This is a genomic window from Mesorhizobium sp. M2D.F.Ca.ET.226.01.1.1 (genome assembly GCF_004022705.2).
GTDB lineage: Bacteria > Pseudomonadota > Alphaproteobacteria > Rhizobiales > Rhizobiaceae > Mesorhizobium.
The window spans coordinates 227,021-251,621 of sequence record NZ_RZOY02000003.1 but is presented as its reverse complement, the minus strand read 5'-3'; the positions used below and the strand labels follow the sequence as shown (position 1 = coordinate 251,621).

Sequence of the window (24,601 nt, the reverse complement as noted above, 5' to 3'; positions counted from 1 at the left end):
GGGCGGTTGCCCCGGGGCGCGGCTACTTCGAGAGCGGGATCACCTTGTCGGTGCTGGTGACGATCACCCACTTGCCGCCGAGCTGCTCGATCGAGGCGACGCGGCTGGAATCGGGGAGCACCGAGCCGCGCTGGACGAGCCACAGGCCAGTGTCGTCCTCGATCATGGCGCGGCCGTTGGCGACATGCACCATCTTGAATTCCGAAGCGGCGGCGGGGAAGGGCTGGTCACCGGGCGGCGGCGCAGGATCGTCCTGCACTGTTCCGGTGGCGAAAAGGTCGATATCTGGACTGGGAACCTCCTTGGCCGTCAGCGGCTCGCTGCGTTCGGCCACGACGCCACCGCCCTCGCGTCCGGAATTGCTGCCGCTGCCGCCGAACTTGATCGCCTGGACGCCGAACTGCTCCTGGTTGAAGAATATGTACCAGGGAAACAACGCGCAGATTAGGCCGAGCGTGATGCCGAGCGCGGCGATGACGAAATCGCTGCGGCGGTCGGCGCTTCTGTCGATCAGGCGCGGGAACTGGGCTTTCGGCGGCTGCGGCCACTCGGTGCGTGGAAAAAGCCCGTCGAGCAGAGAATCGCGGCTGGCCTGCGCGACATCGGCGGTCCCGGCGGTGGATGCCCTCGGCAGACCCGGCTTGTCGGCCCGGCTCAAAAGAGCTGTCGCCTTCTGAGCCTTGGCGCGCGCTGCTTCGTCCTTGGCGATTCTTGCTTTGTCGGCCTCGGCCCTCTCCGCCGCCTCGGCTTCCGCAAGCATATCGCGCAACATGCGCTCGGTGTATTGGAGCTCAGTCTCCTTGATCGCCATTCAGCTTCCCCTTGAGATGGCGGGCGAGGTCGGCGAACGGATCGGCCGATGCGCGGTCCCTCGGCGATTGCGTCAGCGCCTCATAGATCAGCGGCACCTGGCGCACCGCGTTGTCGAGCTCGGCATCGGCGCCGCTTTGGTAAGCACCCAGAAGACGGATGTCGCGCGTATCCTCGAAGCGCGCGATCATCGATTTCAGCCTTGTCACCAGCACGCGCTGTTCCGGGCTCCAGGCCTTGTCGGCAAGGCGCGAGATGGATGATAGCGGATTGACCGGCGGATAGCGGCCCTGCTCGGCAAGCGCGCGGTCGAGCACGACATGGCCGTCGAGGATGCCGCGCACCGAATCGGCAACCGGATCGTTGTGGTCGTCGCCGTCGACCAGCACTGAGATGATGGCGGTGATCGACCCCTTGCCTTCGGCGCCGGGACCGGCGCGTTCGAGCAGCTTCGGCAGGTCGGTGAAGACGGAGGCCGGATAGCCGCGCGCCACCGGCGGCTCGCCCGTTCCGGTCGCCACCTCGCGCAGCGCATGCGCAAAGCGGGTGATGGAATCCAGCACAAGGAGCACGCGATGGCCCTGGTCGCGGAAATGCTCGGCCACGCACATGGCGGTGTCGGGCGCGCGGCGGCGCATCATGGCGCTTTCGTCGCTGGTGGCGACGACCGCCACGGTCTTGGCCATGCTGTCGGCGCCGATCGTGTCCTCGAGAAATTCGCGCACTTCGCGGCCACGCTCGCCGATCAGCGCCACGACCACGGTATCGAAGGCCTCGGCGCCGGCCAGCATTGCAAGCAGCGTCGACTTGCCGACGCCGGAACCGGCGAAGATGCCGAGCCGCTGGCCGAAGCAGAGCGGGGTGAAGATGTCTATCACCCTGACGCCGGTAAGGAAGCCGGTGTCGACCCGCTGACGCGACAGGGCGCTCGGCGTCGCGCCATGCGCGGCATCGGCCGCATTCGGCCTGACCAGTGGCGGGCCGCCGTCGATGGCGCGGGTCAAGGCATCGATGGCGCGCCCGCGCCAGGAGACATGCGGCGTGACCGTGAGCGGGCCGCGGCGGAAGACGGCGTCGCCGATGCCGGCATCGGCGCTGCGTTCGAAGGGCGCGACCACCACCTCTTCGCTGCCGATCTTGACGATCTCGCCACGCCGCGCGCCGGCCCTGCCGCGCTGTTCCACGATGTCGCCGAGCCTCGCAATTCCGGACAGACCGCGGACCTTGTAATGCGTCGGCGATATTTCGGCGATGCGGCCGCCGCGCGCAAGCAATGTCTGCGGATCGTCGAACCGCCGCCAGACGCGTTCGAGGGCGGCCAGCCTGTCCGTTCTTCCGGTATCCGCCGGGCTCTCGGAAGCGCGCAACAGGGACGAGCCGGTCGTCATGCCGTCACTTCGAGCCGAGCGTCTTGATGGCGTCGTCGGTGGAGGAATCGGTCTGCCGCATCAGCGCCGCCGTGTTCTCGAAAGCGCGCTGAACCTGGATCAGCCGGGTCATTTCCAGCACCGGGTTGACGTTCGATTCTTCCAGAAATCCCTGCGCGATGCCGACATCCGAGCGATCGGTGACAGGCTCGGGGGTGCGCGCCGGAACGATGCCCGAATTGCCGTAGCGGACGAAATTGTCGCCGGGGTCGAAATTGTAGAGACCGATGGCCCCGACCAGTTGGTCGTTCTGCCTCAGCGAGCCGTCCGCGCCTGCCTTGGGCGGGCCGTTGCGCGGATCGAGCTGGATCGGCGCGCCGCCGCCGTCCAGCACCGGATAGCCTTCGATCGACATCAGTTCGCCGTTCTCGTTCATGGAGAAACGGCCGTCACGCGTCATCACGGTGCCGGCGGGCGTATCGATGGCGAACCAGGCGTCGCCCTGCACCGCGAAGTCGAACGGGTTGCCGGTTTCGGTCAGCGCGCCATGCGCGCCGGAAAGATAGGTCTTGCCGGAAGAGGCGAAGGAGACCGACTTCGGCCCGGTGCCGGAGACGACGTCCTCGAATTTCACGCCGGTGGCGCGGAAGCCGATGGTCGAGGCGTTGGCGACATTGTCGGCGATGGTGTCGAGACGGCGCTCGAGCGCGATCTGTGAGGAAAGGGCGACGTAAAGGCTGTCCTGCATGATCGTCTCAGAACTTCAACTGCTGCATGGCCATCATCAGGTCGGTGGAGATGCCGATGGTGGTCGGCTGCGCAAAGAGCACGCTGACCGATGTCACGGCCGTCGAGGTCGGGTGGGCGATCTCGTACATGCTGGTGAACCGGGTCAGGAACTTGCCGAGCTTTTCGGGATCGGTGAAGTCCTTGATGTCGAGCTTCTGCCCGAACAGCTGCGCCTGTTTGTCGATGTCGGCGGTGGCAAAGGAATCCGGCAGGCCGAGCGCGGTGCGCACCACGCTGGCTAAAGCGGTGTCGGCCAGCACGTCGTACCAGTTGGTGATGTCGGGCGCCTTGCGCTGGAAATAGAGCGCCAGCCGCACGCCTTCATTCGTCTTGCCGGCATCTTCCTCGAGCGTCTGGCGCATGTACATGTCGACGGTCGGCTGCTGCGCCTGAACATAGGTGGTGGCGTTTTCGCCGTACTGCTCGAAGTTGAGGGCCGAGGCCAGCCCGGCATAGGCCTTGTTGGTCTGCTTGTTGGCGACGCTGTCGGGATCGCGCACGCCGCCTTGCAGGACCGACTTGATCAGGTCCTTGTCCTCGGTCGCCGAATCCAGGCCGTACGCCGCCAGCGCATAAGTGTAGAGCCGGTCGTTCGACATCAGATCGTCGACCGATTTCACCTTGGTGATGTTGGCGAGATAGTAGGTCGTCTCGCCCTTCACATAGTCCGAATTCGGGTCGAGGCCGGCGATCTGGGCCTGGATGGCGTAGTTCTTCGTCACCAGCTGCTGCGCCGGGTTGTAGACGGTCGCATCGGCGCCGTCCGCCGCGAAATTGAAAGCTTTGACGAACTGGGCATAGCGCTTGTCGGTCAGCTTGTTGGCGAAGCTGTCGGGATCGGAAACGCCTTCTTTCAGCGCCTTGACCATGAAGGCCTTGGCGTAGTCCATGTTCTCCAGCCCGTAGGCCTTCATGGCATATTTGAACAGGCGGTCATTGTTGACGAAATCGTCGATCGATTTCACCTTGGTGATGTTGGCCAGATAATATTGGGTGTCGCGATCGACCGTCGGCTGTTGCTCGATGCGGGTGATCGACTTGCTGATGTCTTTGGCAATCAACTGATAGCTGGTGTAGGTATTGAGCAAGGACACGCCTCCGGCCGAAGCTATCCCCGGACAATAACGTCACTTCCTTGCGCGAAGCTGAATCGCGTCGGCAGCCTTCGATTCAAGCCTCACACAAGGCACGGGGACTATCCCTGATCCACGATGTGACATGCGGAAGGACCTGTCGTGGGCATTCTGATCGGACTTGTGGTGACGCTCGGCTGCGTTCTCGGCGGCTTCATGGCCATGGGCGGCCATCTGCATGTGCTGCTGCAGCCATGGGAAGCGGTGGTCATCTGCGGCGCGGCGCTCGGCACCTTCCTCGTCGCCAACCCGATGAAGACGGTCAAGGACACCGGCAAGGGCATTCTCGAAGCCTTCAAGCAGGCGGTGCCGAAGGAACGCGATTACCTCGAGACGCTGGGCGTGCTGCATAGCCTGATGCGCGAGCTGCGCTCCAAGTCGCGCAGCGAGGTCGAGGCGCATATAGACAATCCGGAAGAGTCCGCCATCTTCCAGGCTTTCCCGACCGTGCTGAAGAACCACGACCTGACGAATTTCATCTGCGACTATTGCCGCATCATCATCATCGGCAACGCCCGCTCGCACGAGATCGAAGCGCTGATGGACGAAGAGATCCAGACGATCCGCACCGACAAGCTGAAGGCCTATCACGCAATGGTCGCGGTCGGCGACGGCCTGCCGGCACTGGGCATCGTGGCCGCCGTGCTCGGCGTGGTGAAGGCGATGGGCGCGCTGGACCAGTCGCCGGAAATCCTCGGCGGCCTGATCGGCGCGGCGCTCGTCGGAACCTTCCTCGGCATCTTCCTGTCCTACGCGGTGGTCGGTCCGGTCGCCACCAAGATCAAGACGGTGCGCGAAAAGAAGAATCGCCTCTACATCATCGTCAAGCAGACGCTGCTTGCGTATATGAACGGCGCCCTGCCGCAGGTGGCGATCGAGTTCGGCCGCAAGACCATCTCCTCCTATGAGCGTCCGACGATCGATGCCGTCGAGCAGAGCACCATGAACGCCGGCGCCGCCGAGAAGAAGGCGGCCTGAGCATGCTCGATCCCAGACAGGACCGCTTGCCGTCATGACAAGTCCGGGCAGTCCGTCAGAAACGCGGGCCTTGATCATCGAACGTCTCGTCGGCGACAGCGGCGAGGCGGCGCAGGTGATCGGCGTCGGCCGCGGCATGGCCGAACGGGCGCTGCCGCTCTTGCAGAAAGCGCTGGCCGGCGAGCTCGGCGCGCCGGTGACGGTCGACCTGCAAGCGGTAGAGGTCGGCCGCGTTCCAGAGGCGCGCTCGCGCGCCGGCGATGCCTTTGCGCTGACTATCGTTTCCTCACCTTCTTCGGCCGACGCCATGACGCTCGTGATGGATGCGCAAGCGGTCGCGGTCATGGTGAGCGCATTGTTCGGCGGCGATCCCGATCAGCCGGTCGCGCCGATCGAGCGCGACCTGTCGCAGATCGAAGCCGATGTCGCGACGACCGTGTTCCAGGAGGTCGCGACGGCGCTCAACGGATCCGGCAAACGCTCGCTCGACCTGCGCCTGCCGGTGCCGAAGGCGATGGCCGGCAACGAGGCAAGGCGGCGCGTGCTGCGCGACGGCGCAGCCGTGCGCATCGTCTTTGGCCTTTCCACGCCGTCCGACAGCGGCATGCTCACGGTGATGATCCCGCAGCGCCTGCTGCTCACCTCGCGCGACGGCGAAGCCGCCCCGGGCAAGGATGGCGAGGCCACGGAGTTCGACTGGCGAGCCCGCTTCTCCGAAGAGGTGATGCGCTCCACCGTCCGGCTCGAGGCAACGATGCCGCTTGCCAGGCTGACGCTCGGCGATCTCGCCGCGTTCGCGCCCGGCCAGGTGATCGAATTCGAGGAGAACGCGCAGCTCAACGCCAAGCTCAGCGCTCGCGACAAGACCCTGTTTGTCTGCGAATTCGGGAAGCTTGGGCAGAACTACACCGTCCGTGTCAGCCATTCGCATGATGCCGGGCAAGATTTCATCGACGGATTGATGCCGGGCTGACGCCAGGCTCGGGATTTATGGAGACGACAGATGGCAAAAACCAAGGTGGAAGCCGAACCCGACCAGCCCGACGAACAGCTCGACCGCGCCATCGAGGAACTGCGCGGCGTGCTGCGGGAAGAGGAAGCGCGCCCGGATGCCGCCCTGCGGTCGGGCGCCAATTCCTCCATCATCATGACCATTCCGGTCGACGTGCAGATCATCCTCGGCAGCACCGAGATGCCGGTGTCGGAGTTGATGGCGCTGCAGAAGGGTTCAACGGTTGCCCTCAATCGCCGCATCGGCGAGCCCGTTGACGTTGTGGTCAACGGCCGCAAGATCGCGCGCGGCGAGATCACGGTGCTGGAAAACGATCCGACGCGCTTCGGCATCAGGCTCACCGAAATCATCGCGGCGACGAAAAGCGCCTGAAAATGCTCGACGGGCGGACCAATAGGCAGCGAGGGCAATACGCATGACGACGGCATTGGCGCTGACACGTCCGCAAAAGGCGGCAGCCATACTGGTGGCAATGGGCAAGCCCGCGGCCAGCAGACTGCTCAAATTTTTCAAGCAGGATGAGCTGAAGGCGCTGATCGAGGGAGCGCGTCTGCTACGCACCATTCCGCAGGCTGACCTGGAGCGCATCGTCGCCGAATTCGAAGCCGAGTTCACCGAGGGCGCGGGCCTGCTCGATTCGGCCGATCGCATGGATACGATCCTCAACGAGTCGCTGTCGCCCGAGGAGATGAGCGCCATCATGGGCGAGAAGAAGTTCGAGCCGGTCGCGGAAGGACCCGCGCCGATCTGGCCGGACCTCGAAAAGCTCGAGCCGGCGCGGCTCGGCACCTTCCTGGCAGGCGAACATCCGCAGACCTCGGCGATGGTGCTTTCAAAGCTCGCGCCGCAGACGGCCGCCAATGTGCTGCTCGCCATCGAAAAGCCTATGCGCAGCCAGATCATCAAGCGCATGGTGACGATGGCCAACGTCCCGGACGCCGCATCACGTATCGTCGAGAACCAATTGCGCGTCAGCGTGCTGTCGCAGAAGGCAAGCAGGGACACCTCGGCCGGCCAGGAACGCGTCGCCAGCATGCTCAATGAGATGGCGAAGCCGGAACTGGACGACCTCATGCAGGACCTGGAGCAGGCCGGCACGCCCGATCTCGCCGGCGTCAAGTCGCGGCTATTCGCCTTCGACGACCTGCCGCTGCTGCCGCAGAAAGCCCGGGTTCTGCTGTTCGACGGGCTGTCGACCGAGATCGTCACACTGGCGTTGCGCGGCGCCTCGCCGGAACTGGCCGAATCCGCGCTGTCGGCGATCGGCGCGCGCTCGCGCCGCATGATCGAATCCGAACTCGGACAAGGATCGGAAGGCATTGCGCTCGCCGATATCATGGCGGCGCGCAAGCGCATATCGGTCGCCGCGATCCGGCTGTCGCGCGAAGGAGCTTTCGAGCTGCCTTCGATGCAGACCGCCACCGCTGCCGAAGCCGCTTGACGATAGCGACACGGTCAGTACGCAATGGCTGAAGCGGTCGACAAGGATTCCAAAACCGAGGAAGCCACAGAAAAGAAGATCCGCGACACGATCGAGCAGGGCAAGCTGCCCCATTCGCGTGAGACCGCGATCTTTGCGTCCTTCCTCGCCATACTGGTTTTCGCCGTCTTCTACGCCAAGGACGCGATCGTCGATCTCGGCATGTTCCTGTCGACATTCCTGGAAAAGCCGGAAGCCTGGCCGATGAACACCGAGACCGACGTCATCTCGCTCTACAGGCGGGTGATGACCGAAATCGGCCGCGCCGTCGTCAGCCTGCTGGTGCTGATGACGGTCGCCGGCATCGGCGCTTCGGTTTTCCAGAACCTCCCGCAAATCGTCGGCGAGCGGATCAGGCCACAATTGTCGCGCATCTCCATCGCCAAGGGCTGGAGCCGGATGTTCGGTGTGCAGGGATGGGTCGAATTCCTGAAATCGCTGGCCAAGCTCGGCTTCGCCATCGCGGTGCTGAGCTTCACGCTGTCGGAAGATCACCGCAAGCTGCTCGCCGGCATGATCACCAACCCGATGTCCTTCGGCATGGTCATCCGCGGTATCTTCGTCGACATCCTGGTGGCGATCGTGTTCGTCATGGGCCTGATCGCGGTGGTCGACATCGTCTGGTCGCGTTTCCACTGGCGGCGCGACCTGCGCATGACCAAGCAGGAAGTCAAGGACGAGTTGAAGCAGTCGGAAGGCGATCCGATCGTCAAGTCGCGGCTGCGCTCGCTGGCGCGCGACCGGGCGCGCAAACGCATGATGACGGCGGTGCCGCGCGCGACGCTGGTGATCGCCAACCCGACACACTATTCGATCGCGCTGAAATATGTGCGCGAGGAGGACTCCGCTCCGATCGTGCTGGCCAAGGGGCAGGACCTGGTGGCGCTCAAGATCCGCGAGATCGCCAGGGAGAACAACATCCCGATCTTCGAGGACGTGGCGCTCGCGCGCTCCATGTACAAGCAAGTTTCGGTTGATAGCGTGATCCCGTCGCAATTCTATCAGGCGGTCGCCGAGTTGGTGCGGATCGTCTACTCGAAGAAGGCCTCACGCAAAGCAACCCAATGAACGGACGCCGCTAATCCATGGACCGGCAACCACATGCCAACTCCCGCGAGCTGATCGTCGCCAGCGCCATCGAGCCCGTGGTGGGCGAGTTGAGGCTGATCGACGTTGCCGATTATATCGCCTTCATACGGCTCGAGCATTTCGCCTGCCTGTCGGACCTGGTGGATTCGGCCGCCGAACTTTACTTCCGGCCGGGCACATTGCGGCTCGGCCATGGCGGCGAAGCTCATGTCGACTGGAGCGGCAGCCCGCGCATCGTGCTCGATCTGGAGCTGCGGCCGCGCGGCGTGACGGTCTATTTCCAGCTGACGCTGACCGAGCGCGGGCCGTCCGTGGTGGTCAATTACGTGTCGTTCGAGAAGCCCGGCGAGACGCCCGAACACAACACTGCCTTGCTTGGGGATGCGATCGACGAGGCTCGTATCCGGAAGACCGAGCCGCTCGCCTTCCCGTGATAATCTGATTGCAGTCGCCTAGGCTCGCGGCGGCGCCTCACAGCGCCGCCGGCTTGATGCGGCTATTCGATCAGGCCGAGCCGCAACGCCTTGGCGACCGCCTGGTTGCGGTTGACGGCGTTGAGCTTCTGCGTCGACTGGGTGAGATACTGGTTGGCTGTGTGCACCGAGAGCTTGAGCAGCTTGGCGATCTCTTCGCTGGTGTTGCCGTTCGCGGTCAGCTTCAGGCATTCGAGCTCGCGCTTGGACATCGAACGCGTCCGGCCGGCGTCGCCGGGGCGGATGCGGGCGACCGCGGCAAACAGCGCGAAGGAGCGGGCGTGGATCTCGCAGAGCGTCTCGTCCGACAAGGCTATTTCCGAGCCCAGGAAAACGACCAGCCCGCATTGCCCGCGATCGGCATGCACCGGAAAGGCGATGCCGTTGGTGCCGGGCGCCAGCGGTGAGGCTTCCTCGGCCCAGGCGAGCGACTGGAAGACCTGCCGCGATCCGGCGATGCCGTCGACCCACCAGCGCGGCGCCGTCGAGATGCGGCTGTGGCGCACCACGTCCTCGCCATTGGCGCCGGAGATGAATTTGGTCGCGACCGCCGTGCCGGGGTAGTCGGAATCGAAACACGCCACCAGGCGCGCGCGCTCGGGCGACGGGCTGACGAAATAGAGGCCGAAGGCCGAGGCGTTGATATCGACGGCGATCCAGCGGCAGCGGCGCACCGCGTCCGGGATTGTCACCGCATGATGCGTCTCCGAGCCGAGCGAGAAGGCGCCGAACGGATTGCGTTGATCGTTGAAAAGGGCGGCCGCCGCCTCTCTGACCTCTGCGCGCCTCAAATGATGCCGCTCCTGATCGCCGTCGCGATCGCCATCGCGCGGTTCGAGGCCGCGAACTTCTGGATGGCGTGCGTGATGTAGCTGTTGACGGTGTTCGACGAGACGCCGAGGATGACGGCCACCTCATCCGTGGTCTTGCCTTCCGAAACCCAGAACAGGCATTCGCGCTCGCGGTCCGACAGCGGATCCTGCATGGACGCGGCCGCGATCAGCTGCGGAATGCTGGAAAGCGCGTAGCAGCATTTGAGCTGCGCCTTCATCAGGGCGGTCAGATCGATCTTGTCCGCCTCGGCCGCCGAGAACAGCACGAACAGGCGCTGCCGGCCGACATTGAGCCTCAGCGAATAGATTTCAGCATGGCCCAGCACGTCGAGCAGGCGGGCCTCCTCGCCGGTCAGCAATGCGCCGGCCTCGGGTGCGTGCGCCGCCACCAATGGCTTGGGGCGCACCCCCGGCGCCACGGTCAAGGGACCCAGCGCGAGGTTGGCGATCAGCCTCTTACCGATCAGCTCTATGGCGTCGAAGATCCAGTTCGAGGAAACGATGCGCGCATCGTTGCGGTCCTGGTCATGCACGATGGCGACGAGCATGTAGCTGTCGGCGCCGATATCGGCGGCAAGCTGCATGAAGAAACTGGTGAGATCGCCGCGGGACGTCAGGCGCGGGCCTGAAGCATCGGGTTGGAGAAGCGCGGCGGGACTGCTCATTTTAATTCTTGGATTCTTGCCGGAATCGATCCTTGCGCCCGGTGCTGGCGAAGCCAGCGGCCGGACCCCGAAACGCGTCACGTTTACGAAGACACACCCACGGGCGCGAACGGCGCCCAACCGCGCCGAATCCCTCTAGGGAACGCGAAACCGTCCGCGTCTGGTGCCGGCCTGGCGCCGGAACTTGAGACTTTGGGTGGTCGCCGCGCCCCCCGTGGACCGGCTGATTCGGGTCTAATCTACCCGCAGATGAATCCGACATCAAACGCGATTTGACAAAATCGAATCTGATGGACTCGCTTTGCGACTCAGCGGCCGATCTACGCGTTGCCAGGCGGGGATTTGACAGTCGAACCGAGCCGATGGTTTCCCGGCGTGGCTGCAAGAAAATTCGCCCTCGGCTGTAGCCGAGGGCGCCTTCGATCCGGTACGGCTTAGCGGTCCTCGAAGCCGGTCAGAACGCCAACGGCGTTGATGCCGATCTCTTCCACGGCATAGCCGCCTTCCATGACGAACAGCGTCGGCAGGCCGAGCCTGGCGATGCGCTGGCCGATCTTGGGGTAGTCCTCGCTCTTCAGCTTGAACTGGCTGATCGGATCCTTCTCGAAAGTGTCGACGCCGAGCGAGACGATGACCACGTCGGGAGCGTAGGCCGCGAGCTTGGCGCAGGCGTCTTCCAGCGAGGCGCTCCAGCCGTCCCAGCTGGTGCCGAAGGGCATCGGGTAGTTGATGTTGAAGCCTTCGCCGTCGCCCTCGCCACGCTCGTCGGCGTGGCCGAGGAAGAAGGGATACTCGACCATCGGATCGCCATGCAGGTTGAGCACCTGGACGTCGCCGCGGCGATAGAAGATCTCCTGCGTGCCGTTGCCGTGGTGGTAGTCGACATCGAGGATCGACACGCGTTTGGCGCCCTGGTCGCGGAACCATTGCGCGACGACTGCGGCGTTGTTGATGAAGCAGTAGCCGCCCATGAAGGCTGCGCCCGCGTGGTGGCCGGGCGGGCGGCAGAGCGCGAAGGCCGTCCTCTCTCCGCCTTTGACCAGGGCTGCGGCGGTCAGCGCGACGTCGTAGGACGATTTGATCGCCGCCCATGTGCCTTCGACGAACGTGGCGCCGGCATCGAAGGAATAGTAACCGAGCAGGGCGTCGACGCGCTTCGGCGGCACGTCGCCGCGCAGGCCGCGCGTCGGCCAGGTGAAGCCCATAGCCGAGCCCTTGAAACCCGCAGCGACCCATTCCGGCCACACCCTCGGCAGGAAATCGATATAGTGGGCCTCATGCACGCGCTTGGCGGCGGCGAGGTCGTGCTCGACCGGCCCGATGATCGGCCCGAGCTTCTCGCTCTCCACCCGCGCCCTGATGAATTCGGCCCGCGACGGTTTCTCGAAGCCCGGCACGATAGCCGACGTGACCAGTTCCATCTGGCCTGAATGGCCGGCGTGGAGCGGCGAATAGACAGTTTTCATAGAATTCCCCTGGAGGTGCGAAATCGGTTGGAGGTGCGAAATCAGTCGAGGTTGAGATAGGGGGTCACGAGAGCCAGCCACATGGCTTCCACATCGTCCTCGATGAGGTCGTATGTCTTGCGATCCCGCTTCAGTCCGACAAGCCTGCAGGCGTGCCCGACCTCCATCATCACCAGGCCCAGCCGCTTGGCGGTCTTTTCCGCAAGGGCCGGGTTCACATGCTGCAACCAGGCCGCGTAGAGGGCGATGATGTCCTTGTCGTATTCGTCCTGGATCGGCCTCAGGTCGGCGTTGCCGGAGATCGCCTCGATCACCGGCATCAGGGTCGCGTTGTCGAGATAGATCCGGGACGTGTCGACAAAGAGCTTGCGCACTTCGCGGCGAAACTCTTCGCGGTTGGTGGGTGGGGCGACTTTGATGCGCTTGGCGATCACCTCGGGAAAGGACGACAGCCAGCGCCTGCCGAGTTCGAGAAGGATGGCTTCCTTGTTGGGAAAATATTGGTAGACCGAACCGACTGATAGGCCCGCGCGCTGCGCGATGGCGAGCGTCGTCGGGGTCTTGGTTCCTTGCTCGCGGGTCAGGATCAGCGCTGCGTCGAGAATCCTGTCGACCACCTTGCTCGACCGTTGCTGCCGCGGCTGCTTGCGCGGTTCGAGCGCTATTTTGGTCTTGCGGTCGAGACTGCGCTTCACTGCTCGTTGCCCCCGTTCCCCGCCCGGCCTCACCATCGGCGCGCGGTGCAGTCCACTATACATTCCAAATTCCGGCTGTTGACAAACGCGAATAAACAGTCGCATTCTTTATCCACGCTGTCTTCAACGATAACAAGGGGAATTTCGAAGACGGCGCATCGGCATCGACTTTGTCCCATGGCATCGCCCCGGTGGAGCGGCTGCTCATTGGATGTGGCGTTGTCGGTCCCTCAGCAAAATGTGGAGTCGCGATGCCGGTTGCGGGTGGTGGTGCGGATCTGATGGTCGTCAACGGCCGCGTTCTGACCATGGACGATGACAATCCCACCGCTGAGGCTGTTGCCGTCAAGGACGGCGTCATCATCGCCATTGGCAACCGCGCTTCCATCGAAGAGCTCAAAGGACCGGCGACGAAAGTTGTCGACGCCCAGGGCGGCTCGGTGCTGCCGGGCTTCATCGAGGCGCATATGCACCTTTTCGGCGGCGCGGCCGAGCTCGACAATCTGCATCTGGCGGGCGTGCACGGCTTCGACGCGTTGCGCGACGCGATCCAGGATTTCGCCGCGAAACGGCCGGACGCCAGGCTTCTGATCGGTGCCGGCGTCGACTACGCCATCCTGCCTGAGCCGGTGACGCGCCACGATCTCGACCGCATCATTCCCGACCGGCCCTTCGCCATGTCGGCGTCCGACCATCACACGATGTGGGCGAACACCAAGGCGTTGGAAGAGGCCGGCCTGCTGCATGGCAGGCAGGTCGGGCAGGGCAACGAAGTCGTCATGGGCGCCGACGGGCTTGCCGCCGGCGAACTGCGCGAGGGCGAGGCGTTCGGGCCGGTCCTCGATCATTACGGAGCGAACCGGACGCGGCTTGGCCTCGAAGGCGCCGAGCCGGATCCCTATCCTTCCGTGAAGGAGCTGGCAGCCGATCGCGACCTGATGCATCGCGGCCTTGAATGGTGCGCCAAGCACGGCATCACCTCGATCCAGAACATGGACGGCAATCTCTACCAGCTCGAGCTGCTGGCCGGGCTGGAAAAGGAAGGGCGGCTACTTTGCCGTACCAAAATCCCGTTCCACTTCAAGAATTTCATGACGCTGGACATGCTGGAAAAAGCCTCGCGCATGGCCGCGAGCTACAAGTCCGAGTGGCTGTCGTCCGGCATGGTCAAGGTCTTCTATGACGGCGTGCTGGACTCCTGGACGGCGGTGATGGTCGACGACTATGCCGACCGTCCGGGCTGGCGCGGCGAGCCGCTGTTTTCGCCTGAGCATTTCGCCGAGGTGGCGGTCGAGGCCGACAGGCGCGACCTGCAGATCGCCGTGCATTCGATCGGCGACGGCGCCGTGCGCGCGGTGCTCGACGGCTATCAGGCGGCCGCGAAGAGGAATGGCAGGCGCGACAGCCGGCACCGGATCGAGCATATCGAGGTGACCACGGCCTCCGACGTGCCGCGCTTCGCCGAGCTCGGCGTCCTCGCCTCGATGCAGCCGGCGCACCCCCCGGGCGCGCTGAATTTCCCGATGGAGCCGACGATCTCACGCATCGGCCGTGACAAGTGGCCGCTAAGCTATGCCTGGCGCACGCTGAAAAATGCCGGCGCGCGCGTGGTGTTCGCGTCCGACTGGCCGGTCTCGCCAGTCGATCCGATCCTGTCCATCCAGGCGGCGGTCATGCGCAAACCTTGGGCAGAAGGGATGCCGGACCAGAGCTTCTCCCTGCATGAAGCAATAGAGGGCTACACGGTCGAGGGCGCCTATGCGGAGTTCATGGAAGACCGCAAGGGTCGTCTGAAAACCGGCTACCTCGGCGATATCGTCGTTTTGTCGGCTGATATCGAGGCGACGGCGCCGGAAGCGCTGCACACCTTGCATCCGGTGACCACCATTTGCGGGGGGAAGATCACCTACCAAGCCTAACGATGGCATAGGAATTGCTTAATTGAAGTCGACACTCACAACCGGTCACTGCTCGGCAGTTGCCAAGCCGCCCGGCTTATGGTGACAATCAAAACAGGAACACACCTGCCGACAAGAGCAGGCTCTCTCAATGGGGTAATCGTGCCGGAACAACCGGGTAAGAACGCGATCGAAGTTCGCGGTGTTCGCAAGGTCTTTGGAACCGGTGAAAACCAGGTAGCCGCCCTCGACACGGTATCGGTGTCGATCCGCGAAAATGAGTTTTTCACACTGCTCGGGCCGTCTGGCTGCGGAAAGACGACGCTGCTGAGATTGATTGCCGGCTTCGATTTCCCGACCGCCGGCGAAATCCTGCTGCACGGCCAGGATATCGCGCCGCTGCCACCCTTCAAGCGCCCGGTCAACACCGTCTTCCAGAGCTACGCGCTGTTCCCGCATATGACGGTGGCGCAGAATATAGGCTTCGGGCTGGAGATGCTCGGCAAGCCGAAAGCCGAGATCGAGGCGCGCGTCGCGCAGATGCTGAAGCTGGTCAAGATGGAGGCGCTTAAGGCGCGCCGCACCAGCCAGATTTCCGGCGGCCAGCAGCAGCGCGTCGCGCTGGCCCGCGCGCTGGCGCCGCAGCCGAAGGTGCTCCTGCTCGACGAACCTTTGTCGGCGCTGGACTACAAGCTGCGCAAGGAAATGCAGATCGAGTTGAAGCGGCTGCAGCACGAGACCGGCATCACCTTCATCTTCGTCACCCACGACCAGGAAGAAGCGCTGACCATGTCCGACCGTATCGCAGTGATGTCGGCCGGCAAGATCCTGCAGGTCGGCACGCCCAGGGACATCTACGACAAGCCGGCAGAGCGCTTCGTCGCCGACTTCATCGGCGAGACGAACTTCCTCACCGCGGCCGTCGCCGACATGGGCAACGGCAAGGCGCGAGCGACGCTCAAATCCGGCGCCGTCATCGAGGCAACCGTAGCCGACGGCTTCCAGCCTAAAGACAGCGCCACCGTGGTGGTCAGGCCGGAACACGCCAAGCTGGTCAAGGGCAAGGGCGATCTGTCGGGCTCCGTCACGAACGTCGTCTATTTCGGCACCGACACGCATATCCATGTGCAGTTGGACAGCGGCGAGGCGTTCACCGTCCGCCAGCAGAACACCCGCACGGCCGGCTGTGGCTTCGAGGTCGGCGACGCGGTCGGCATCTCGATCGGCAACGACGCAGCGCAAGTGCTGAGGGACTGATGGCCACCGCGGAACAGGTCGCGAAGGAAGCGGAGCAAAGCGACGTGCGCGCGCGTTGGCTGTTGTCGGCGCCAGCGCTGCTGATCATCCTCGTGGCGGCGACGGGGCCGTTGCTGATCGTGCTCGTCTATTCGTTCCTGACGCCCGGTCCTTACGGCGATGTGAAATGGCAGTTTTCGCCAGAGGCCTGGGTTTCGGTGTTCATGGAACGCGACATCTTCGACGACACCCTCTCGCTGGCGGCCGCCCACATCACCATCTTCTGGCGCTCCATCAAGCTTGCAGTGGTGACGACGATCGCCACTTTGGCGCTTGGATTTCCCACGGCCTATTTCATGGCTACACGCAGCGAGAAAACGCGCGACATCTGGCTTTTCCTGATCACCATACCCTTCTGGACCAACCTGCTCATCCGCACCTTCGCGGTGCTGCAGATCATCCGCAATGAGGGCATCATCAACACCCTCCTGATCAAGGCGGGTATCGTCTCGGCCCCGGTCCAGATCCTGTTCACCGATACCGCGATCCTGGTTGGCATGGCCTATGTCTACCTGCCGCTGATGGTGCTGCCCATCTATGCCAGCATGGAAAAGCTCGACTTCCGGCTGGTCGAGGCGGGCTACGATCTTTACGCCAATCGTTTCCAGGTACTGCGGCGCATCATCTTTCCGCTGGTCAAGCCTGGCGTGATCGCGGGATCCATTCTCGTCTTCATCCCGGCGATCGGCGCCTATGTCACGCCAGTCGTGCTGGGCGGCGGCAAGAACATGATGCTTTCAAACCTGATCGAGCTGCAGTTCGGGCAGGGCCGCAACTGGCCGCTTGGCTCGGCGCTGTCGATTGCCGTCATGATCATCGTCATGGTGGCGCTGCTCGCCTACGTTCGAAACGCCGGACGGACCGAGGTGCGCCATGGCTAAATTCTCCATCAAGCACCAGCCCGGCTTCACAGCCATCGCCACGACCTGTTTCGTGGTTCTCTACATGCCGATCGTGGTGCTGGTCGTCTATGCGTTCAACGCCGCGACATCCACCTCCGAATGGGGCGGCTTCTCGCTGAAATGGTTTCAGTCGGCGTGGCAGAACACGCAGGTCATCGATGCCACCTTGCTGTCCTTCCAGATCGGCTCCGTCGCGGCCGTGCTTGCAACCATTGCCGCGACGATGGCTGCGCTGGCGACGACGCGGACGGCCCCGTATCGTGGCCTGACCTTCAAATATGCGGCGATCAACCAGCCTCTGATGGTGCCGGAGATCGTTACCGGCGTGGCGCTGCTGATCTTCTTCTCGCGCGTCAAGATATTCACCGGCTACTCGGGCCTCGGCTATCTCATCGCGGCGCATACGGCATTCTGCATTCCCTTCGCCTATCTGCCCATCCGGGCCAGGCTGGAAAACATGGACCTGACGCTGGAACGCGCCGCGGCAGATCTCTATGCGACGCCCTGGCAGACCTTTCGCCGCGTCACGCTGCCGCTGCTGTGGCCCGGCATTCTGGCAGGGCTGATGCTGGCTTTCGTCATCTCGCTCGACGACGTCGTCATCACCGAATTCGTCAAGTCCGGCGGCCAGGACACGCTGCCCACCTACATGCTCGGCCAGATTCGCCGAGGAATAACGCCCGAGATCAACGCGATATCGACCGCTTTCCTGCTGCTTTCGGTCGCGATCGTCACGTTGTTTTTCTTCGTCAGCAGGAAACAAGACTGAACAGACAATGGGAGTCAAAGCATGAACTGGAAGACAGCAGCGACCGCCATGGCGCTGACATTGCTCGCTTCGACAAGCGTCGTTCGCGCTGACGGTGTCCTGAACATCTACAATTGGGGCAACTACACCAGTCCGGACGTGATCAAGAAGTTCGAGCAGAAATACAACGTCAAGGTGACCATCACCGACTACGATTCCAACGACACTGCGCTGGCCAAGGTCCGCCAGGGCGGGACCGGGTTCGATATAGCGGTGCCGTCGCAGACCTTTGTTCCAATCTGGATCAAAGAGGGTCTCCTGCTCGAGACCGATCCCGGCAAGATGGAGAACTTCAAGAACGTCGCGCCGGAATGGGCCAATCCCGAATTCGACCCGGGCCGCAAATATTCGGTGCCGTGGGCCTGGGGCACCATCGGCGTGGTCGTGAACACCGACGCCTATAAGGGGCCGGCCGATTCCTGGGGCATCATCTTCAACACTCCTGACGAGTTGAAGGGCAAGGTCAACGTCGTTCCAGAAATGAACGATGTCATTTTCGCGGCCATCAAATATCTCGGCGGCCAGCAATGCACCGACGACAAAGCGATTTTGAAGAAGGTGCGTGACACGCTCGTTGCCGCCAAGCCGAACTGGATCGCCATGGAATACAACACCATCGAAAAAATGGGCGCCGGCGACTTCAAGGCCACCAGCGACTGGAACGGCTCGGCGCTGCGCCAGCGGCTGGCCAACCCGGCCATCCATTACAATTATCCGAAGGAAGGCTTCGGCCTGTGGAGCGACAATGTGGTTGTCCTTAAGGAAGCCAAGAACGTCGAGAACGCCAAGCTGTTCCAGAACTTCATCATGGATCCGGAAAACGCTGCCGGTCTTTCGGCCTTCCACCGCTACGCCAATGCCATCACCGGCTCGGAGAAATACATGCCGGCCGACATGAAGGACGCTCCGGAAGTGGTCATTCCGGCCGACGCCAAGCCGCGTGGCGAATTCCAGCGGATGTGTGCTCCCGAAGTCCAGGATATCTACACCAAAATCTGGACCGAACTGCAGAAGTAGCCACTTGCTTGAACGGACCCGTCGGCACGCGCCGACGGGTCCGTTTTCATGTTGTCAGGTAGTTGGTCATGGATTCCTATCGCAACTCCGATCCGCGGCCGCCGATCATGCAGGGCTCGCCGCCCAGGCTGGTGCCGCCGAAGCTCGACTGGGACAGGCCGCCATGGAACCGCTGGGCCTTCCAGCACATCCGCGAATTCCTGCCGACGGTCGAGGTGTGGCGCGGCAGCGGCCATCGCCGTCGCCTGGAGCGGGCGGAGGTGGACCTCGACGAATTGCCGGTGGTCGACAGCAACGGAGCGCCGACGACGCTCGCCGGTCTGCTCGACGAAACCTATGCCGACGGCTTCCTGGTGCTGAAGGACGGCAAGGTCGCCTATGAGCGCTATTTCAACGGCATGGACGAGCGCACGCTGCACCTGTCGCAGTCGATGGCGAAGTCGGTCACCGGGTCGGTGTGCGGTATCCTCGTCGGGCGCGGTTTGATCGATCCGGCAAAGCTCGTCACCGACTATCTTCCGGAACTCGGTGAGACCGGCTGGGCCGGCGCCACCGTGCAGCATGTGCTCGACATGACGACGGGCGTGCGCTTTTCCGAGGAATACACCGATCGCTATTCCGAGATCGGCCAGGTCGACGTCGCAACAGGCTGGAAGCCGATCCCACCGGGCAGCGATCCGGACTTTGCGTGGCCCTCGCATATGTTCGAGCTGATCCTGCGGCTGAAGGACCAGGTGCGTCCGCATGGCGAGGCGTTCGAGTACCGCTCGATCGAGACCGACGTGCTCGCCTTCATCATGGAGCGGGTGAGCGCCAAGCGCCTGGCGCAGCTCGTCTCGGAAGAGCTCTGGCAAAAGCTCGGCGCGGATGAAAGCGCCTGCTTCACCGTCGACAGCGCCGGCTATGCGCTGGCCGAAGGCGGCTTCAATGCGACGCTGCGCGATTACGGCCGCTTTGGCCAGCTCATCCTCGCCGATGGCGGCGGCGTGATCCCGGCCGAGTGGATCGAGTCGACGCGCAGTGGCAAGCATGGGCCGAATTTCAATCCAAGCCTACCGGAGGGCAGCTATCGCAACCAGTTCTGGATCGAGGACCCACGCTCGCGCTCGCTGATGTGCCGCGGCGTGTTCGGGCAGTTGATCCATATCGACTGGGAGCACGGGATGGTCGTGGTCAAGCTTTCGACTTATCCGGATTTCACCAACAAAGCCTATTCGGTGGCGACGCTCAAGGCCGTGCACGCCATCGCCGCGGCTCTCGCCTGAAAATCCAAGACAAAGACCCGGGAGAAAATCGTGACCGGCAAGACCGCGTTCGAGACCAGATATGGCTTTGCCCGCAAGGATGTGCGGCTCGACAACTGGCGGCTGAGGCCGTTCAGCCAATGGTCGTTCCAGAATGTCGGCGAGCTGGTGCCAAGCGCGCATGTCGCCGCTGCGCCCGGCGGCGAGGAGCAGGCGAAATCGCTCGGTGCACTGCTCTCGGAGAAGATCTCGCTCGCCGCCGGCAGTGAAACCGTCGAAAGCTTCTTGAAGCGCTCCGATACGGACGGGCTGACGATCCTGAAGGGCGGCAAACTGGTGGGCGACTGGTCGGCGGCCAACATGGCGTTCGGCCAGCGCCATATCGTCTTCTCGATCAGCAAGTCGGTGACGGCGATTCTTGCCGGCATATTGGAAGGCGAGGGGCTGTTCGACCCAAACGCGCCGGTTACAAAATACATCCCTGAGGCCAAGGACTCGGCCTATGGCGATGCCAGCGTGCGCCACGTGCTCGACATGACGGTCAGCCTCGATTTCGAGGAAGCTTATCTCGATCCGGAAAGCGCCTTTGCCCGGTACCGCCGCGCGACGCTGTGGAACCCCGGCGGCGGCTCGGAGAGCCTCACGGCATTCCTGATGACGATCCAGCGGCTCGCTGGGCCGCACGGACAGACCTATCGCTACCGCTCGCCCAATTCGGACGTGCTCGGCATCCTGGTCGAGCGGGCGTCGGGCATGCGTGTGACCGAGTTGCTCCGCGAAAAGCTGTGGTTGCCGCTGGGCGCCGCAAGCGAGATGTCGGTGACGGTCGACATGGAAGGCACGGCGCGTACCGCCGGCGGCATGTCGATGACGCCGCGCGACCTTGCCCGCATCGGCGAGATGATGCGGCAGGGCGGCACGGCGAATGGCCGCCGCATCGTGCCGGAAGCCTGGGTGCGCGACACGGTCGCCACCGGCGGCAGCCATGAGGCCTGGCAGCGCGGCACGATGGTGTTGCTGTTCCCGAAAGGGCGCTACCGCAACAAATGGTACCAGACCGGCCATGACAGCGGCGCCTTCGGCGGTATCGGCATCCATGGCCAGTGGCTTTACGTCAATCCGAAGACGGAAGTGGTCATCGCCAAGATGTCGTCGCAGCCGGAGCCGGTGGACGACAAGCTCGACGTGGACATCGTGGCATTCCTCGAGGCGCTGAGCCAAATGGTTTGAACCCGAGATAGGCTCCAAGGGCTGTTTTCTGTGGACCTTCGGCGCATGATGAAACCGTTGCGGTTGGCGTAGCGGTCCTCCCAGCCTATGGTCGCCGCTCTTTCGACAGGGATCGGCATGGCATCGGACATCAAGCGCATCGCAGCAATCATCGCGGCCGAGATCGGTTCGCGGCCGGAGCAGGCGGCGGCGGCAATCGGGCTGCTGGATGAAGGCGCCACGGTGCCGTTCGTGGCGCGTTACCGCAAGGAAGTCACCGGCGGGCTCGACGACACGCAACTGCGCGACCTTTCCGAGCGGCTTGCCTATCTGCGTGAGCTCGACGCGCGCCGCGAGACGATCGTCGGCTCCATCCGCGAGCAGGGCAAGCTGACCGAGGAACTGGAGGCCAAGATCGCGGCGGCAAGCACCAAGGCGGAGCTGGAAGACATCTATCTACCCTATAAGCCGAAGCGACGCACCAAGGCCGAGATCGCCAGGGAGCGCGGGCTCGGACCTCTGGCCGAGGCAATCCTCGCCGATCGCTCGAAAGTGCCGGCCGAACTGGCGCTCGCCTATGTCACGGAAGAGGTGGCCGATGCCAAGGCGGCGCTCGAAGGCGCGCGCGACATCCTGTCGGAGCAGTTCGCCGAGAATGCCGATCTGGTCGGCAAGCTGCGCGCCTATATGAAGGAACGCGCCTTCCTGCGTGCGAAAGTCGTCGACGGCAAGCAGGAAGCGGGCGCGAAATTTTCCGACTATTTCGACCATGTCGAACGCTGGGCGGGCGTGCCCAGCCACCGCGCTCTGGCGATGCTGCGCGGCCGCAACGAAGAAGTGCTGTCGCTCGACATCGAGGTCGATGCCGAAGATCAATCGCCGGTGAAACCAGTCGAGCGCATGATCGCCAACGCCTATGCCATCGGCGGCAGCCTGCCGGGTGACAAATGGCTGATGGAGGTCGCCGGCTGGACCTGGCGGATAAAACTGTCGCTGCATCTGACGCTTGACCTGATGCGCGATTTGCGCGAGCGGGCCGAGGAAGAAGCGATCCACGTCTTTGCCCGCAACCTGAAGGATCTGCTGCTTGCGGCCCCTGCCGGCTCGCGGCCGACCATGGGGCTCGACCCCGGCATACGTACCGGCGTCAAGGTGGCGGTGGTCGACGGCACCGGCAAGCTGGTGGCGACCACGACGGTCTATCCCTTCCCGCCGAAGAACGATCTGCGCGGCACGCAGGCCGAACTCGCAGCGCTTGTCCGCCAGCATAAGGTGGAGCTGATCTCGATCGGCAACGGCACGGGCAGCCGCGAGACCGAAAAGCTGGTTACCGACATGCTGTCGGACCTGCCGGCCGGTGCCGGACCGAAGCCGCTCAAGGTGATCGTCAGTGAAGCCGGCGCCTCGGTCTATTCCGCGTCGGCCACGGCAGCGGCGGAGTTTCCGGGCCTGGATGTTTCGCTGCGCGGCGCGGTTTCGATCGCCAGGCGTCTTCAGGACCCATTGGCCGAACTGGTCAAGATCGAGCCGAAATCGATCGGCGTCGGGCAGTATCAGCACGATGTCGACCAGTACCGGCTCGGCCGTACGCTCGAAGCGGTGGTCGAGGATGCGGTGAACGCCGTTGGCGTCGACCTCAACACGGCCTCGGCGCCGCTTTTGGCGCGCGTATCGGGACTTGGGCCGTCGCTCGCCGAAGCGATCGTCGCGCATCGCGATGCGGCTGGGCCGTTTGCCAGCCGCAAGGACCTGCTCAAGGTGGCGCGGCTCGGGCCGCGCGCCTTCGAGCAAAGCGCGGGTTTTCTGCGCATTCCGAATGGCGCGGAGCCGCTCGATGCGTCCTCGGTGCATCCGGAAGCCTATGGTGTGGCGAAGAAGATCGTTGCCGCTTGCGGCCGTGACGTGCGCGCTTTGATGGGTGACAGCGCTGCGCTCAAGGCGCTCGATCCGCGCGTCTTCGTCGACGAGCGTTTCGGCCTGCCGACGGTGCGCGACATCATCGCCGAGCTGGAAAAGCCCGGACGCGACCCGCGCCCCGGTTTCAAGACCGCGACTTTTGCTGAGGGCGTCGACGACATCAAGGATCTGAAACCCGGCATGCTGCTCGAAGGCACCGTCACCAATGTCGCCGCCTTCGGCGCCTTCGTCGATATCGGCGTGCACCAGGACGGGCTGGTGCATGTCTCGCAGCTTGCCGACCGCTTCATCAAGGATGCGCATGAAGTGGTGAAGGCCGGCGATGTAGTGAAGGTGCGCGTCGTCGATGTCGACATCAAGCGCAAGCGCATCGGCTTGTCGATGCGAAAAGATGGTGGCGAGGGCGCGCCTCGCGGCGGTCAGCGCGATCACGGCGGCGGCAAGCCCGCGCCGCGTTCGCCGGCGCCGCAGCGCCAGCCGGAAAAGCCTTCGCAGGGCGCGTTCGGCGCGGCTTTGGCCGAGGCGATGAAGCGCAAGTAGCTACCACGCCAGCACTGCCGGCTCCCTGGCGATCTGGCCCAGCAGCCAGTCGCGAAAAGTCGCGACCGGCGGATGGCCGCGCTTATCGTGGGGCACGACCAGGTAATAGGCGCTGCGGCTTTGCATCGGCTTGCCGGGCGCCGGCACCAGCTGGCCGCGCTGCAATTCGCCGGCAATCAGGATTTCGGGCAGCAGCGCCACGCCGAGGCCCGCCATGCAGGCCTGGGCGACCGTGCCGAACTGCTCGAACTGCATGCCGGGCCCGGTCGGCGCCTCGAGCCCCTGCTCTTCGAACCACTCGCTCCAGGCGCCGGGGCGGGTCGCCATATGCAGCAGCGGCAGGCGGCTGATGTCCGCCGGCGTAGCGATGTCGCGGGTGGCGAGGAATTCGGGCGAAACCACCGGCATCACGGTTTCGCGCATCAAAAGCGTGCTCTCGGCGTCCGGCCAGTCAGGCATGCCGTGATGGATGGCGGCGTCCAGCCGCTCACGGCCAAAGTCGAACCGTCCGACGCGGGTGGCGAAGTTGATGGTGATGTCCGGGTGCCGGGCGACGAAATCCGGGATCAACGGCATCAGCCAGCGCGTGCCGAAGGTCGGCAGGATGGCAAGGTTGAGGACGCCGCCATGCCGGTTGCTCATCAATCCAAGTGCTGCGTCGCGCAACTGGCCAAGCGCCGAGCGCACCGCTTCGGCATAGATCTCGCCGGCGGCTGACAGTCGAACATTGCGGCTGTCGCGTTCGAACAGCCGGCGGCCGAACTGTTCTTCCAACAGGTTGATCTGGCGACTGACGGCGCCCTGGGTCAAATCGAGTTCGCGCGCGGCGGCGGTGAAGGAACCGAGACGTGCAACCGCCTCGAAGGCGGCAAGGGCGGCCGTGTTGGGCAGGAGGCGGCGTTGGAGAGTCATGATCCATTACTAATACTCATTGATCCCTGCTGCAATTTCGTTTGATTTTTCCCCGGCGCAGGCGGATA

General features: G+C 63.9%; 23 protein-coding genes. 14 read left to right on the top strand and 9 right to left on the bottom strand.

Going from position 1 to position 24,601, the window contains the following annotated elements; translation table 11 throughout:
• Positions 1-22: 22 nt before the first annotated feature.
• Genes EN869_RS08625 through EN869_RS08610 form a run of 4 tightly spaced genes read right to left on the bottom strand, consistent with a single transcriptional unit; the run spans position 23 to position 4,054 of the window.
• Positions 23-811, bottom strand: a complete 789-nt coding sequence (locus EN869_RS08625; RefSeq protein WP_127225763.1) for a hypothetical protein — start codon at positions 809-811, stop codon at positions 23-25.
• Positions 792-2,198 (bottom strand): flagellar protein export ATPase FliI, encoded by a 1,407-nt coding sequence (gene fliI, locus EN869_RS08620; RefSeq protein WP_127225764.1) that lies wholly within the window; start codon positions 2,196-2,198, stop codon positions 792-794. Before fliI ends, EN869_RS08625 begins: the two co-directional genes overlap by 20 nt.
• 4 nt (positions 2,199-2,202) lie before the next feature.
• Positions 2,203-2,925 carry a flagellar basal-body rod protein FlgF gene (flgF, locus tag EN869_RS08615; protein ID WP_127225765.1) on the bottom strand — a complete coding sequence of 241 codons (723 nt, stop codon included), beginning with the start codon at positions 2,923-2,925 and terminating at the stop codon, positions 2,203-2,205.
• Between the two features lie 7 nt (positions 2,926-2,932).
• Complete coding sequence (locus tag EN869_RS08610) at positions 2,933-4,054, bottom strand: DUF1217 domain-containing protein (protein WP_127225766.1); 1,122 nt, start codon at positions 4,052-4,054, stop codon at positions 2,933-2,935.
• Positions 4,055-4,201: 147 nt separating this feature from the next.
• On the opposite strand from EN869_RS08610, the gene motA reads away from it, so the two are divergent.
• From motA to EN869_RS08580, 6 genes are all read left to right on the top strand, one after another.
• Positions 4,202-5,077 carry a flagellar motor stator protein MotA gene (gene motA / locus EN869_RS08605; RefSeq protein ID WP_112096303.1) on the top strand — a complete coding sequence of 292 codons (876 nt, stop codon included), beginning with the start codon at positions 4,202-4,204 and terminating at the stop codon, positions 5,075-5,077.
• Positions 5,078-5,147: 70 nt separating this feature from the next.
• Positions 5,148-6,050 (top strand): FliM/FliN family flagellar motor switch protein, encoded by a 903-nt coding sequence (locus EN869_RS08600; protein WP_245489393.1) that lies wholly within the window; start codon positions 5,148-5,150, stop codon positions 6,048-6,050.
• Positions 6,051-6,080: 30 nt separating this feature from the next.
• Positions 6,081-6,461 carry a flagellar motor switch protein FliN gene (gene fliN / locus EN869_RS08595; RefSeq protein ID WP_127225768.1) on the top strand — a complete coding sequence of 127 codons (381 nt, stop codon included), beginning with the start codon at positions 6,081-6,083 and terminating at the stop codon, positions 6,459-6,461.
• A 43-nt stretch (positions 6,462-6,504) separates the two neighbouring features.
• Positions 6,505-7,530, top strand: a complete 1,026-nt coding sequence (locus EN869_RS08590; protein ID WP_127225769.1) for a flagellar motor switch protein FliG — start codon at positions 6,505-6,507, stop codon at positions 7,528-7,530.
• A gap of 24 nt (positions 7,531-7,554) precedes the next feature.
• Positions 7,555-8,637 (top strand): flagellar biosynthesis protein FlhB, encoded by a 1,083-nt coding sequence (gene flhB / locus EN869_RS08585; RefSeq protein ID WP_127225770.1) that lies wholly within the window; start codon positions 7,555-7,557, stop codon positions 8,635-8,637.
• Positions 8,638-8,654: 17 nt separating this feature from the next.
• A complete protein-coding gene (locus EN869_RS08580) occupies positions 8,655-9,092 on the top strand; it encodes a hypothetical protein (RefSeq protein ID WP_127225771.1) in 438 nt (145 codons plus the stop codon).
• 62 nt (positions 9,093-9,154) lie between these two features.
• On the opposite strand, the gene EN869_RS08575 is transcribed toward EN869_RS08580, so the two are convergent.
• From EN869_RS08575 to EN869_RS08560, 4 genes are all read right to left on the bottom strand, one after another.
• On the bottom strand, positions 9,155-9,922 hold the full coding sequence (locus tag EN869_RS08575; protein WP_127225772.1) for a helix-turn-helix transcriptional regulator: 768 nt from the start codon (positions 9,920-9,922) through the stop codon (positions 9,155-9,157).
• Positions 9,919-10,629, bottom strand: a complete 711-nt coding sequence (locus EN869_RS08570) for a helix-turn-helix transcriptional regulator (RefSeq protein WP_127225773.1) — start codon at positions 10,627-10,629, stop codon at positions 9,919-9,921. Before EN869_RS08570 ends, EN869_RS08575 begins: the two co-directional genes overlap by 4 nt.
• Before the next feature lie 434 nt (positions 10,630-11,063).
• Positions 11,064-12,095 (bottom strand): histone deacetylase family protein, encoded by a 1,032-nt coding sequence (locus EN869_RS08565; protein WP_127225774.1) that lies wholly within the window; start codon positions 12,093-12,095, stop codon positions 11,064-11,066.
• 41 nt (positions 12,096-12,136) lie between these two features.
• Positions 12,137-12,790 (bottom strand): TetR/AcrR family transcriptional regulator, encoded by a 654-nt coding sequence (locus EN869_RS08560; RefSeq protein ID WP_127225775.1) that lies wholly within the window; start codon positions 12,788-12,790, stop codon positions 12,137-12,139.
• A gap of 251 nt (positions 12,791-13,041) precedes the next feature.
• Here EN869_RS08560 and EN869_RS08555 point away from each other — a divergent pair, with 251 nt between their 5' ends.
• The 8 genes from EN869_RS08555 to EN869_RS08520 all read left to right on the top strand — a co-directional run bounded on the left by EN869_RS08555 (position 13,042) and on the right by EN869_RS08520 (position 23,621).
• Positions 13,042-14,709, top strand: a complete 1,668-nt coding sequence (locus EN869_RS08555; RefSeq protein WP_127225776.1) for an amidohydrolase — start codon at positions 13,042-13,044, stop codon at positions 14,707-14,709.
• Between the two features lie 141 nt (positions 14,710-14,850).
• Positions 14,851-15,945: an ABC transporter ATP-binding protein gene (locus tag EN869_RS08550; RefSeq protein ID WP_127225777.1), complete on the top strand. Its 1,095-nt coding sequence runs from the start codon at positions 14,851-14,853 to the stop codon at positions 15,943-15,945.
• Positions 15,945-16,865 (top strand): ABC transporter permease, encoded by a 921-nt coding sequence (locus tag EN869_RS08545; protein ID WP_127225778.1) that lies wholly within the window; start codon positions 15,945-15,947, stop codon positions 16,863-16,865. Before EN869_RS08550 ends, EN869_RS08545 begins: the two co-directional genes overlap by 1 nt.
• The gene (locus EN869_RS08540; protein ID WP_127225779.1) at positions 16,858-17,655 is read left to right on the top strand and encodes an ABC transporter permease; all 798 of its coding nucleotides are present in this window, start codon (positions 16,858-16,860) and stop codon (positions 17,653-17,655) included. Before EN869_RS08545 ends, EN869_RS08540 begins: the two co-directional genes overlap by 8 nt.
• Positions 17,656-17,676: 21 nt before the next feature.
• Positions 17,677-18,711 (top strand): extracellular solute-binding protein, encoded by a 1,035-nt coding sequence (locus tag EN869_RS08535; protein ID WP_127225780.1) that lies wholly within the window; start codon positions 17,677-17,679, stop codon positions 18,709-18,711.
• Between the two features lie 68 nt (positions 18,712-18,779).
• Positions 18,780-19,976: a serine hydrolase gene (locus tag EN869_RS08530; RefSeq protein ID WP_127225781.1), complete on the top strand. Its 1,197-nt coding sequence runs from the start codon at positions 18,780-18,782 to the stop codon at positions 19,974-19,976.
• A 30-nt stretch (positions 19,977-20,006) separates the two neighbouring features.
• Positions 20,007-21,185, top strand: a complete 1,179-nt coding sequence (locus EN869_RS08525; RefSeq protein WP_127225782.1) for a serine hydrolase — start codon at positions 20,007-20,009, stop codon at positions 21,183-21,185.
• 117 nt (positions 21,186-21,302) lie between these two features.
• Positions 21,303-23,621, top strand: coding sequence for a Tex family protein (locus tag EN869_RS08520; RefSeq protein ID WP_127225783.1), 2,319 nt, complete (start codon positions 21,303-21,305; stop codon positions 23,619-23,621).
• Here the strand turns inward: EN869_RS08520 and EN869_RS08515 are convergent, their stop codons facing one another.
• Entirely contained in the window at positions 23,622-24,533 is a 912-nt protein-coding gene (locus tag EN869_RS08515; protein WP_127225784.1) for a LysR family transcriptional regulator, read from the bottom strand. It lies immediately after the preceding gene.
• Positions 24,534-24,601: the final 68 nt, after the last annotated feature.